Consider the following 12,237-nt stretch of genomic DNA (forward strand, 5'->3'; position numbering starts at 1 on the left):
CCAATTCGATGAAGGTGGACCGGACGCCATGGCTCAGTGGACCTCAGCGGTCGGTGCCGCACAGCTCGCCCGTCTCATCACCTCGCAGCAGGACCGCCCCGGCGCGCCCGGTGCCCGCAAGTCACCCGCCTACCGCACCCTGGCCGACGGCATCCGGCTGCTCGTCCTCGAAGGCCGCGTCCCCGTGGCCGCCCGGCTGCCCGCCGAGCGCGAACTGGCCGTCGCCCTCTCCCTCAGCCGGACCACCGTCGCCGCCGCCTACGAGGCCCTGCGCGGGGAGGGCTTCCTGGAATCCCGCCGGGGCGCCGGCAGCTGGACCTCCGTACCGGCCGGGAACCCGCTCCCCGCCCGGGGCCTGGAACCGCTCCCGCCCGAATCCCTCGGCTCGATGATCGACCTCGGCTGCGCGGCCCTCCCGGCCCCCGAGCCCTGGCTCACCAAGGCCGTCCAGGGCGCCCTGGAGGAACTCCCGCCCTACGCGCACACCCACGGCGACTACCCGGCCGGACTGCCCGCGCTGCGCCGGATGCTCGCCGACCGCTACACCGAACGCGGCATCCCGACCATGCCGGAGCAGATCATGGTCACCACCGGAGCGATGGGCGCCATCGACGCCATCTGCAGCCTCTTCGCGGGCCGGGGCGAGCGGATCGCCGTCGAATCCCCCTCCTACGCCAACATCCTCCAGCTCATGCGCGCCGCCGGGGTGCGCCTGGTGCCCGTGGCCATGGCGGACGGCCTGAGCGGCTGGGACATGGACGTCTGGCGGCAGGTGCTGCGCGACGCCGCCCCGCGCCTGGCCTACGTCGTCGCCGACTTCCACAACCCCACCGGCGCGCTGGCCTCCGAGGACCAGCGCCGGGCCATGGTCGAGGCCGCCCGTTCCGCCGGCACCGTGCTCATCGCCGACGAGACGATGGCGGAACTCCGGCTGGACCCCGACCTGCGGATGCCGCGCCCGGTCTGCTCCTTCGACCCCGCCGGCTCCACCGTGATCACCGTCGGCTCCGCCAGCAAGGCCTTCTGGGCCGGTATGCGGATCGGCTGGGTCCGCGCGGCCCCGGACGTGATCCGCAGCCTCGTCGCCGCGCGCGCCTACGCCGATCTCGGCACGCCGGTGCTGGAGCAGCTCGCCGTGAACTGGCTGATGCGGACCGGCGGCTGGGAGGAGGCCGTCGGAATCCGCCGGGAGCAGGCCCGGGACAACCGGGACGCGCTCGTCGCCGCGGTCCGCCGGGAGCTGCCGGAGTGGGAGTTCGAGGTACCGCGGGGCGGGCTGACCCTGTGGGCCCGCGCGGGCGGCCTGTCCGGCTCCCGGCTGGCCGAGGTGGGGGAGCGGGTCGGGGTCCGCGTCCCCTCCGGCCCCCGGTTCGGGGTGGACGGGGCCTTCGAGGGGTACGTACGGCTGCCGTTCACCGTGGGCGGCCCGGTGGCCGAGGAGGCCGCCGCCCGGCTCGCCGCGGCGGCCCACCTGGTCGGCACCGGAGCGGGCGGCAGCGGCGCGGAGCCCCCGCGCACGTTCGTCGCGTAGCGGCCCGGGGGTGTCGGTGTCGGCCTACGGGGCCTCCGCCGCCACCTCCGGGATCTCCGAGGCGTCGATCGACGGACCCGGCGCCTGCGCGGGGGGCTGGAGCCGGAGCGCCTTGGACAGGGTCACGTGGTCCTCCCCGCCGCCCGCACCCGGCGCCTGCCGCTCCGGGAGCAGCTCCATGACCGCCTGACGGTGGCCCGGGTGCGTGCCGTCGTCGTACGGGTCCGGCGTCGCGGGCACCTGGAGCCGGTGCACCGGCCCCGTACCGAGCCGGGCGTACCCGCGGCCAGGCGGCGGCTGCGCCGGCGGGGTGGTGTGCGGGGGCAGCCCGAGGACGTCGGTGATCTGCTGGACGGAGGCGGGCCCCAGGACCACGCGGGCCCGGGTGTGCTGCCAGACGGCGTCGTTCAGCAGCTCCAGGTGGTCGAACTGCTCGGCCACCACCACCGTGACGTGCGCGGCGCGCCCGTGCCGCAGCGGCACCTGGAGCTGCGCCAGGGGGTCGGGGCGGCCCTCGGCGGCCGCGAGGTGTCCGAGCACGCTGGGCCGGTCCAGCAGGATCCACAGCGGGCGCCGGGTGTCCTCGGGGGCCGGCAGGCCCGCCTCGTGGGCCCGGTGGGTGGCGATCAGGCGCCGTTCGGTCTCGTGCGCGGCCCACTCGACGGTGGCCAGCGCCCCGCTCGGCCCGCACTCGACGGCCAGTACGCCCGCGCGGCCGGACAGGCAGGAGTACTCGCCGCTGCCGCCGCCCTCGACGATCATGACGTCGCCGCCGTGGCGCAGGGCCTGGAGGGCGATCGAGCGCAGCAGGCTGGAAGTGCCGCTGCCGGGCTGGCCGACGGCCAGCAGGTGCGGTTCGGCGGAGCGGGGGCCGGTGCGCCAGACCACGGGCGGCTCGTCGCGGGGGTCGTCGTCCACGACCACGGGCAGGGTGCGCCGGACCCCCGCCGGGTCGGTGAAGCCGAGGACGGTCTCGCCCGGGGAGGTCACGAAGGGCTGGGCCGCGATACCGGTGGGCAGCGCGGCCAGTACGCGCAGGTCGAGCTGGTTGGCCTCCTCGTCCCAGTCGAAGCGGTACTCCCGCCCGCGCCCGGACTTGGCGTGCAGCAGGGCCTCGATCCGGGCCCGGGAGGCGGCCTCGCCGTCGGTGAAGTAGGCGGGGTAGCGGATGCGGAGCCGGGTGACCCGGCCGGCCTCGTCGAAGGCGTATTCGCTGAAGGCCTCGTCCCAGTTCCCGCCGTGGGCGAAGAGCGGACTCGGGTCATCGGGGAGGGAGAAGTACGGCACGAGGGCCTCGTAGAGGGCTCCGAGCCGTTCGGTCTCGGCGTCACTGGGCCCGGTCTTCACCGGGGTGCGGTCGCGTCCCTGCCAGGCCGCCGCCGCCATGAGGGAGATCAGGGCGGCGAGGGGGCCGTAGGGGAGGAGCGCGACCACGAGGACGCAGGCGGCTCCCAGGAAGAGCGCGGGACCCCGCTTGTCCTTGGGGGTCGCGGTCCACTTCCGCCGGCCGGCCGCGGCCAGGATGCGCAGACCGCGCCCGATGGTGAGGAGCGGATGGAGGACGTCCGTGGCGCTGTCGGCGGCCGTGCGAGCGAAGTCGCGGCCCCGGGCGAGCGACGCGGTGCCGCTGCTGATGATTCGGGGGAGTGGGCGCCGTGCCACGGTCGTCTCCTGGAGTTGTGGTGGTGCGGGACGGTGCGGGTCGGGGCGGTCTAGAGCTTGATCCCGCCGAGCAGGCTCGCGAGGCTCGCAGTGCTCGCCGTGATGCTGGGGGCGATGGCGGAGCCGGCGAGGAAGAAGCCGAAGAGGGCGCAGACGAAGGCGTGCGTCAGCTTCATCCCGTCCTTCTTGAAGAAGAGGAAGCAGATGATGCCGAGCAGGACGACACCTGAGATGGACAGGACCATGAGACGTTCTCCTGGTGGGTGGGGACGGTCACCATCAGTTCTTCCAGGCTCACAGGAAGTATCAATGCGACAAAAGGTGCATACGGGTGAATCCTGATCTTTTTCACCGGACCGGCCCACCCTGACTGGCGCGTCCGCCGCGCAGGGTGTGCGCACGCCGCCGACCGGCATCCTTGCCTCGGACCGGCCCCCTCATGTCCCGCACCGGGCGCTACCCTGACGATTCACCCGTACGGACGCAGTGCCGTGCACCCCACGGCCCGCCCGGCCTGGGGAAACTCTTGCCGAAGCGGCGAGCGACAAGTAGCGAGTGAAAGGCGGCACGAGTGATGAGCAGCACCGACGAAAACGCGGCCAACGCGGCCGATGCGGCCAACGCGGACGGCGCGGCGCAGGCGGCCGACGCGGCCGGCGTTCCCGACGCGGACGTCATCGAGCTGGCCACCAAGATCTTCGACCTCGCCCGCCAGGGCGAGACCGGGACGCTGACCGCCTACCTCGACGCCGGGGTGCCCGCGAACCTCACCAACGACCGCGGCGACACCCTCGTGATGCTCGCCGCCTACCACGGCCACGCCGACGCCGTCACGGTGCTGCTGGCCCGCGGCGCCGAGGCCGACCGCGCCAACGACCGCGGCCAGACCCCCCTCGCCGGAGCGGTCTTCAAGGGCGAGGAGGCGGTCATCCGCGCACTGCTCGCCGGCGGGGCCGACCCGCACGCCGGAACCCCCTCCGCCGTGGACACCGCCCGCATGTTCGCCAAGGCCGACCTGCTGGAACTCTTCGGAGCCCGGTAATCCGGTTTTTTCCGGGCCGCGCCCGGCCAGGACCGGGCCGAGACCTCACGGCTTGGTCACGGCGGCCTTAAATGTGGTCGCGGCACACAAACCGCCTGGGTCATCATGGCGTCGGATTCGATTCGCGGACATGACGGACGGGCAGGAGCGGGCTGGACACGAAGGGTGTCCACACCCACCCCCTGCCGCACCGGCCGCCAGGGTCGCGAAGCACCGACGAGAGTGAGAAGGCAATGGTCTACATCGAGCGGAACATGACGGCGGACGTCCTCACATGCTGTTACGCGGCTCTGTGAATCCCGATTCCCGGTTGCGTCCCCAGCTTGATTTGAGGCCATTCCCATGTTCGAACCAGTCATAGCGCCAAGCGGCACCCTGCTCGGGCTCCTCCAGCGGGGCCGCGGCGACGGCACGCTGCACGCGCTCGCGGCGCCCCGGTCCGAGGCCCTCGCGGCCCTGGACCAGTGCGTGCTCCGCGACCCGCGCCAGGACTGGCAGGTCGAGAACCGCTCCCTGTACTACGCCCGCCTGTACCTGGACCTCGACGGCCCCCTCGGCGCGATCGAGGCCCACCTCTTCAGCCCCGACGACCTCGTCGACGAAGAGGACCACCGCACCGGCCTCGCCCTGTCCGTCCTCGGCCACCTGGCCTCGTACGGCCGCGACGACGCGATCGCGCTGCTGCGCCGCTACGCCGCCTCCGGCGCCAACTGGGCGTGGGCCCTGGACGAGCTCGCCCTGCGCGACGACGACGAGGGGCTGCGCTCCCTCGCCGACCCCGTCCTCGCCCGGTTCCCCTCCACCCCCGAGGGCGAAGCCCGGCTCGCCGCCGCCGTCCGCGACGCCTACGAGCCGCGCCCGTGGTGCCTGTGGGAGGAGTCCCCGCTGTACGGGGAGCGCCTGCGCGCCGCCCGCCAGCAGGGCTCCTTCGACCGCTGGCAGCGCCAGCTGACCCCGAGCGGGCCCCGCCCCGGCTGGGGCGTACAGGCCGTCTTCGACTGGGCGGCCGACGGCCTGCGCCGCGGCACCCCGTTGCACGTGCCCGCCGCGCGCTGCCTCGCCGCCGTGGCCGCACCCGAGGACCGCCCCGCCGTCCTCGCGGCCGCCGCCGGAGCCGACGGCGAGGCCGCCCGCGCGACCGCCCTGCACCACCTGGTCCTCGCCGAACCGGAGAACCCGGCCGTCCTGGACCTCATCGAAGCCGCCGGGGACGAGCCCGCCGTGGCCGCCTACGAGCGCATGTGCGGCCCCGCCGCCCTCGACCGGGCCCGGCTCTGGGTACACCGCCCCGACGCCCTGGGAGCGGCCGCCGCGGCCCTCCTGGCCGCCCGCGGCGGAGCCGACGACGCCGGCCTCGTCCTCGGCGCCCTGCGCTCCACCGTGCGGGGCTCGGGCCCCGACACCGTCCGGCTGTTCGCCCTCGTCGACGGCGCGGGCCGGCTCTCCATCGGCTGCGCGGCCCCGGTACTGCGGCACGTCTACCGCGAGACGGCCTCCTCCCACCTGCGCGGGCGTGCCGCCCGCGCCCTGGCCAGCACGGACCCGTCCTTCGCGGCCGGCTTCGCCGTCGAGTGCCTCTGGGACTGCGAGGAGACCACCCGCGAGGTGGCCGCCCGCCACGCGGAGACGGCCGACGCCCGCGTCGCCCCCCGCCTGCGCCGCCTCGCGGCGGACCCGGCGGAGGAAGAGGACGTCCAGTCGGCGGTCCGCAGCCGCATCGCCCCGGAGTCGGCGGTGTAGGGGCGGTCGGGGACTGGCCCCGGGGGGGGCGGGGTGGGGTGGGCGGTGCTCCCTCGGCCCGGGTCGGAAGAGTGCTGGGGGCGTCCCGCCAGTCCACTGTCCTTCCGTGTCGGGACGGTCCCTCAAGGGCGCTCCTTCGTCGCGTCGCTTCGCGATGGCCTTCGGCCACCCTTGACCGACCGTCCCGCCACGGAATGCCAAAGACTGCCGGGAAGCCCCCAGGGAAACGGCCGGGAGGGAAGCAATGGCATGGGGGCCAGCCAGAGATGCGCGAGCCCTCCCCGCCTGGGCAGACCCGAGATGCGGGCCGATATCCATCGGATTCCGGGCCGGGTGCCGCCAGACCACCCGACAGGGCGACCTGACCGTCCGGCAGACCCGTTCCCAGGCCCTGACGCGTCAGATCGCTACGCGCTTCGCACGTCTCAGCGTCCGGCGGCCGTCCTGGGCCGATACCCGAACCGAAGGACGATCGGATGAGCCTGGAGGCCCGGCAGGCGCGTCGGATCGCTACGCGCTTCTCCCGGCTTGGCGTCCGCCGCCCGTCTGGGGCTGGACATGAGCTGCCCGACTGCGAACGGTCGCGAACAGCCCCGGGGTGAGCGGGTCGGGAGACGTGTGAGCCAATGGGCTCATGACCAAGGCAGTTCGCAGGAATGTCGTACCCGTGGTGCAAGCGGCAGGCGCCAGTCTCGGGTCGTACGACCACGTCGACGCGGTGGCCGTCGACCTCCCCCCGGGCACGAACGCCGAAGGCTTCACCCGGTTGTTGCTGTCGAACTCTCCACGGTGGGCGGGCCGGCTGATGGCCGTACGCGACAGGCTCGTCGCCCCCTTCGGGCTGCGGGCACAGGACCGCGGCCCGGCACAGGACACCCGCATCGAGCCGGGAGTCAAGAAGGGGCCCTTCAGAGTCCTGGAGGTCGGCGAGGACGAGATCCTCTGCGGCGACGACGACAAGCACTTGAACTTCCGCGCCTCGTTCGCGGTGCGGCCCAAGCCCGATGGATCGGGCCTGGAAGGCGTCTGCACCACGGTCGTCCGCTTCAACCGACCGGTCGGCCGCCTCTACTTCAGGCTCATCGAGCCCTTCCACCACCTCATCGTCGCCTCCATGCTCGCCCGGGCGGCTTCCTAGCCGTTCACCTGCCGAGTGCGGTCCATCCGGTCGTCCCTCCGTGCGAGTACCAGCCCCAGACGGCCGGCGGACGCCATGCCGTGCGAAGCGCGTAGCGATCCGACGCGCCTGTCGGGCCTCCAGGCTCATCCGATCGTCCTTCGGTGCGGGTATCGGCCCAGGACGGCCGCCGGACGCTGAGACATGCGAAGCGCGTAGCGATCCGGTGCGTGTGGGAGTGGCCGGGCGGTCTGGTCGCCCTTTCATGCGGTCTGGATTCCCCGGGCCGTGGACCGATGGCCGTTCGGGGCCGGATGCGGGACCGGGCGGGGAGGGGTCGCGCATCTCTGGGATGCCCGCCCCTCCCTCACTTCCCCGTGGACCGTTCTTTTGGGGGTTTCCCGACAGTCTTTGGCATTCCGTGGCGGGACGGGCTGTCAAGGGTGGCCGAAGGCCATCGCGAAGCGACGCGACGAAGGAGCGCCCTTGACGGCCCGTCCCGCCACGGAAGGACGATGAGACTGACGGGAAACCCCAAAGCCTTCCTGACCCGGACCAGGTCGAGTCCCCCCGCCCCCGCCCCCGACCCGCCCCGCTACGTTGGCCGGATGTACGAGCTGAAGACCGAGCGTCTGGTGCTGCGTGGGTGGCGGGAGTCCGACATCGGGCCCTGGGCCGCGATGAACGCCGATCCGGAGGTCCGCAGGTACTTTTCCGGCGTGCTCACGCCCGAGCAGAGCGCGGCGTCCGCCGCCCGCTTCCAGGCGGGCCTGGAAGGGCGGGGCTGGGGCTGGTGGGCCGTCGAGGTGGTGGCCACCGGGGAGTTCATCGGACTCGCCGGGCTGGACCCCGTCGACGAGCGCATGCCCTTCACCGGGGTGGAGGCCGGCTGGCGGCTGGCCCGTTCCGCCTGGGGGCAGGGGTTCGCCACCGAAGCCGGCCTGGCCGTCGTGTCCTTCGGGCTGGACGTCCTCGCCCTGCCCGAGGTCCTCGCGGTGACGGCGGCCACCAATCTCCCCTCACAGGCGGTGATGCGGCGCGTCGGGATGACGTACGACCCGGCCGGGGACTTCGACGACCCCGATGTCCCCGAGGGCCCGCTGCGCCGCAACGTGCTCTACCGGCTGGCCGGCGCCCCCCGGTAGCCCCTCCCCGCCCCTCACCCCATTCCCACGAACCGCACCCCCACCCCCGGACGCGCCTGGGCCGCAGCGTCCAGGGCAGGGCCCTCCGGGACCACGCCGACTACCGGGTAGCCCCCGGTCACCGGGTGGTCGGCCAGGAACACCACCGGCAGGCCGTCCGGGGGCACCTGCACCGCGCCCAGCACCATCCCCTCGCTCGGCAGCTCCCCGCCCCGGGCGCGGGCGAGCGGCGGGCCCGCCTCGGTGCGCAGGCCGATGCGGTTGGACGCCGCCGAGACCCGGTAGCGCGCGGTCAGCAGCCGGGCAAGCGAAGCCCCCGTGAACCAGTCGGCGCGCGGCCCCGGCCGCAGCGGGAGCACCAGCTCGCCCGGGACCCCCGGGGCCCCGGGGGCCGCCGGCACCCGCAGGGCGTCCGCCCCGGACACCGGGCCGGGCCCCGGGGGTCCCACCGGCAGCACCGTCCCGGCCGTCAGCACCGGCGGGCCCAGCCCCGAGAGCAGGTCCGTCGCGCGGCTGCCCAGCACCGGCGGGACGGCGAACCCGCCCCGTACCGCGACGTAGCCGCGCAGCCCGGACTCCGCCCGGCCCACGTCAAGCTCCGCCCCCGCCCGCAGCCGGACCGGCGCACCCCAGGCCGCCGGGCGCCCGCAGACCCGTACCGCGCAGGGAGCCCCGGTCACGGCCACCGTGACCGGGGACAGGGCGCGCAGCGTGACCCCGTCGAGGGTGGTCTCCAGCGTCGCGGCACCGGCCGGGTTGCCCAGCAGCCGGTTGGCCAGGGCGTGCGCGGCGGTGTCCAGGGCGCCCGAGCGGGGTACGCCCAGGTGGGCGTACCCCGGGCGGCCCAGGTCCTGGAGGGTGGTCAGGGCGCCCGCCCGCAGCACCAGCAGCTCCGTCATGCCCCCGCCTCCGTGAACCGCACCCGTACCCCGGGCGCGAACAGCGCCGCGGGCTCCCGCGCCGGGTCCCACAGCACCGCGTCGGCCGACCCGATCAGCTGCCAGCCGCCGGGGGAGGAGCGCGGGTAGACCCCCGCGTACTCCCCGGCCAGCGCCAGCGAACCCGCCGGGACGGCCGTCCGGGGCGTGGCGCGCCGGGGCAGCCACAGCCGCTCCGGCAGCCCCGTCAGGTAGCCGAAGCCGGGCGCGAACCCGCAGAAGGCCACCCGGAAGACGGTGCCGCCGACCAGCCCCGCGACCTCGTCCCGCGCCACGCCCCAGGCCGCGGCCACCTCCGCGAGGTCCGGGCCGTCGTACCGTACGGGGACGGTGACCAGCGGCCCCTCGGTCTCGGCGAGCGGCGGCACCTCCCAGCCCGCGATCCGGGCCGCCAGCGCGGCCGGCCGCCGCACGCCGTCCAGGAGCACGGTCCGGGCGGCCGGCACCACCTCCCGTACGCCGTCCAGCTCGCCCGCGTCCCGCCGGCGCAGCAGCTCGGCGTGGAGCGCGGCGACCTCGTTCGCCGAGTCCACCTCGACCAGCAGGGCCCGCGCCCCCACCACCAGGGCCCTCACGCGAAGGCCTCCACCCGCACCCCGGCCGCGACCAGCGCGTCCCGGACCCGCCGGGCCAGCTCCGCCGCCCCCGGGGTGTCCCCGTGCACGCACAGCGAGCGGGCGGCCACGGCGATCCGGCTCCCGTCGGCGGCGGTCACGGAGCCCTCGGCGGCCATCCCCACCGCCCGCGCGACCACCGCGTCCGGGTCCTGGACCACCGCCCCCGGCTCGCCGCGCGGGACCAGCGTCCCGCCGGTCGTGTACGCCCGGTCGGCGAAGGCCTCCGGTACGGGCTCCAGCCCGGCCTCCCCGGCGGCGGCGAGGAGCAGCGACCCGGGCAGCCCCAGCACCGGCAGCCCGGCCTCCCCGGCCGCGAGCCGGACCCCGGCGACGACCGCGCCCGCCTGGGCCGCGTCGTGGACGGTCCGGTTGTAGAGGGCGCCGTGCGGTTTCACGTACGACACCCGGGACCCGGCGGCGCGGGCGAACACCTCCAGGGCCCCGATCTGGTAGGCGACCTCGTCCGCCAGCTCCCCCGGCGGCACGTCCATCGAACGCCGTCCGAAGCCCGCCAGATCGCGGTACGAGACCTGCGCGCCGATGCGTACGCCGCGTTCGGCGGCCAGCTCGCAGACCCGGTGCATGATCGAGGGATCGCCGGCGTGGAAGCCGCAGGCCACGTTGGCGCTCGTGACCACGGACAGCAGGGCCGCGTCGTCGGTCAGCGTCCACCGTCCGAAGCCCTCGCCCAGGTCGGCGTTGAGGTCGATCGGGGCCGCGGGAGATGTGATCATGGAAGCCATGCGGCGAGCGTAGAACAGGGCACGCGCGTCCCTCCACGACGGCGGGGACGATCCGGCCGAACCATGCCGTTTGGGATGTTGTCCGTGACACCGCCTAGTCTTTCCGTCGTGACTCTCCCTGCCCCGGCGAAGACCCTCGCGTCCCCGGCGCCGGGCCCCGCCGCCGACGAGGGCCTGGCCCGTCGGCTGCGCGCCCTCGCCTGCACCGCCCCGCTGCACGACCTCGACGTCCGCAAGGCCAATCTGGCCGGCGAGTACGGGGTCTACGCCATGGCTGAGGTGGCGCTGTCGGCGATCGACCTGGTCACGCTCAACATGGACTTCGACACCGGGGCCGACCACGAGCAGATAGTGGCCCGCCTGCTGCCGCGCGTCGCCGCCCAGGCCCCCGCGCGCCCGGCGGCCGAGCACGAGCGCGTCGCGCGCTGGGTGCTGGAGAACCTGATCAACGTGGGCAGTGTGGACCGCGGCTTCCGCGCGATCTACGGCACCTTCGGCCCGGACGGCGTGTACGTCCGGCGCGACTACGACTTCAAGCTGATCGAGGAGGTCCCGGGCTACGGCGGCGCGGTGTACCTGCGCACCACCGACGAGGCGGTCAACGTCCTCGTCGGCGCGCTCGACACGGACGTCACCAGCGCGCAGATCGCCGCCGAGGTCAAGCTGGAGGTGCTGATCAGCCGCGGCCGGCTCGCGGACGCGCAGCTCGCCGCCGAGCAGGCCCGCTACCGCACCGTCCAGTACGCGGAGACGCTGCGCCGCACCCTCGACGCGACCCGGCGCAACGTCCGCGCCGTGGACTGGCTCCAGGCCGTCCCGGACATGATCGCCGAGGCCCTCGACCACGTCGCCGACCGCTACCGGCACGAGAACGCGATCCTCACCAACATCCGCAAGGCGCGCGACGAGGCGGAGGACCCCGACAACAAGCGGCGCGCGGCCGAGCTCGTCGACATCGTCAAGGACTGCATCCGCCGGCACACCCAGCTCCAGTCCCGGCTGCTCGACGCCGGCCCGCTCTTCCGCGCCGAACAGGACCGCCAGGCCTTCGCCGCGCCCGCCCCGCGCTCCGGCATCGACCTCTACGGGCAGCTCGTGGCCCCCCTGCTGCCGCTGCCGCTGGAGCGGGCCACCCGGGTCACCGACGCCTTCTTCGCCGCGGGCACCGGGCTGCGCACCCCCGTCTCGGTCCGGGTCGCCGACCTGGTGGAGATCCTGCTGACCCCGCCAGTGGAGCGGGAGCACCTCGGCGTGGAGATGCCGGAGCCCGACCTGATCGCCACCCCCGACGACAGCCGCTTCAGCGAGGAGCAGCTCGCCCGCGCGACCCGGCTCCTGGACCTCCCGCACGACGCCCCGCGCCGGCTGTCCGGGCTGCTCGCCGAGGCCCGGCGCGACGACCCGGACCTGCCCTACCTGGTGGCCCTGCTGGCCGTCCACGCCGCGAGCCCGGCGGTGGGCACGGCGTACCGCCAGGGCGAGGAGCGGATGCTGTTCGCGGTGGACGACGGCACCGAGCTCGACGACCCGGAGTTCGGCGGTGCTGACCTCATCGTCGGCACGGCCCTCCTGGACGCCGCCGGCATGGCGGCCGACCGCGCGGAGGCGTCGTGACCCCTCCGGCTCCGGCCGAGGTCCGGGGCCCGGCCCTGGCTCCGTCCCTGGCCCAGGCCCCGGATCTGGCCCAGGCCGAGGACGGGCC

At 74.9% G+C, this 12,237-nt stretch carries 11 protein-coding genes; 6 read left to right on the forward strand and 5 right to left on the reverse strand.

Annotation, left to right across the window (positions count from 1 at the left end; genetic code table 11):
* The first annotated feature begins 28 nt into the window (after positions 1-28).
* Positions 29-1,531: an SCO1417 family MocR-like transcription factor gene (locus AB4039_RS26805; RefSeq protein ID WP_266837724.1), complete on the forward strand. Its 1,503-nt coding sequence runs from the start codon at positions 29-31 to the stop codon at positions 1,529-1,531.
* A gap of 24 nt (positions 1,532-1,555) precedes the next feature.
* On the opposite strand, the gene AB4039_RS26810 is transcribed toward AB4039_RS26805, so the two are convergent.
* The gene (locus AB4039_RS26810) at positions 1,556-3,193 is read right to left on the reverse strand and encodes a hypothetical protein (protein ID WP_266837722.1); all 1,638 of its coding nucleotides are present in this window, start codon (positions 3,191-3,193) and stop codon (positions 1,556-1,558) included.
* A gap of 50 nt (positions 3,194-3,243) precedes the next feature.
* Entirely contained in the window at positions 3,244-3,438 is a 195-nt protein-coding gene (locus AB4039_RS26815) for a hypothetical protein (protein ID WP_007262923.1), read from the reverse strand.
* 329 nt (positions 3,439-3,767) lie between these two features.
* Here AB4039_RS26815 and AB4039_RS26820 point away from each other — a divergent pair, with 329 nt between their 5' ends.
* The 4 genes from AB4039_RS26820 to AB4039_RS26835 all read left to right on the forward strand — a co-directional run bounded on the left by AB4039_RS26820 (position 3,768) and on the right by AB4039_RS26835 (position 8,237).
* Positions 3,768-4,235 (forward strand): ankyrin repeat domain-containing protein, encoded by a 468-nt coding sequence (locus tag AB4039_RS26820; protein ID WP_266837720.1) that lies wholly within the window; start codon positions 3,768-3,770, stop codon positions 4,233-4,235.
* 342 nt (positions 4,236-4,577) lie between these two features.
* Entirely contained in the window at positions 4,578-5,975 is a 1,398-nt protein-coding gene (locus AB4039_RS26825) for a HEAT repeat domain-containing protein (protein WP_266837718.1), read from the forward strand.
* 667 nt (positions 5,976-6,642) lie between these two features.
* A complete protein-coding gene (locus AB4039_RS26830; RefSeq protein ID WP_266837716.1) occupies positions 6,643-7,113 on the forward strand; it encodes a DUF2867 domain-containing protein in 471 nt (156 codons plus the stop codon).
* Between the two features lie 587 nt (positions 7,114-7,700).
* The gene (locus tag AB4039_RS26835) at positions 7,701-8,237 is read left to right on the forward strand and encodes a GNAT family N-acetyltransferase (protein ID WP_266837714.1); all 537 of its coding nucleotides are present in this window, start codon (positions 7,701-7,703) and stop codon (positions 8,235-8,237) included.
* Between the two features lie 14 nt (positions 8,238-8,251).
* Here the strand turns inward: AB4039_RS26835 and AB4039_RS26840 are convergent, their stop codons facing one another.
* Genes AB4039_RS26840 through AB4039_RS26850 form a run of 3 tightly spaced genes read right to left on the reverse strand, consistent with a single transcriptional unit; the run spans position 8,252 to position 10,526 of the window.
* Positions 8,252-9,136, reverse strand: coding sequence for a biotin-dependent carboxyltransferase family protein (locus tag AB4039_RS26840; protein WP_442271999.1), 885 nt, complete (start codon positions 9,134-9,136; stop codon positions 8,252-8,254).
* Positions 9,133-9,750 (reverse strand): 5-oxoprolinase subunit B family protein, encoded by a 618-nt coding sequence (locus AB4039_RS26845; protein ID WP_442272000.1) that lies wholly within the window; start codon positions 9,748-9,750, stop codon positions 9,133-9,135. The genes AB4039_RS26840 and AB4039_RS26845 overlap by 4 nt, the downstream gene beginning before the upstream one ends.
* A complete protein-coding gene (locus AB4039_RS26850) occupies positions 9,747-10,526 on the reverse strand; it encodes a 5-oxoprolinase subunit PxpA (protein WP_266841488.1) in 780 nt (259 codons plus the stop codon). Before AB4039_RS26850 ends, AB4039_RS26845 begins: the two co-directional genes overlap by 4 nt.
* A gap of 117 nt (positions 10,527-10,643) precedes the next feature.
* Here AB4039_RS26850 and AB4039_RS26855 point away from each other — a divergent pair, with 117 nt between their 5' ends.
* A complete protein-coding gene (locus AB4039_RS26855) occupies positions 10,644-12,149 on the forward strand; it encodes a hypothetical protein (RefSeq protein WP_371679560.1) in 1,506 nt (501 codons plus the stop codon).
* Positions 12,150-12,237 lie beyond the last annotated feature (88 nt).

The organism is Streptomyces sp. M-16 (assembly GCF_052114405.1).
Classification (GTDB): domain Bacteria; phylum Actinomycetota; class Actinomycetes; order Streptomycetales; family Streptomycetaceae; genus Streptomyces.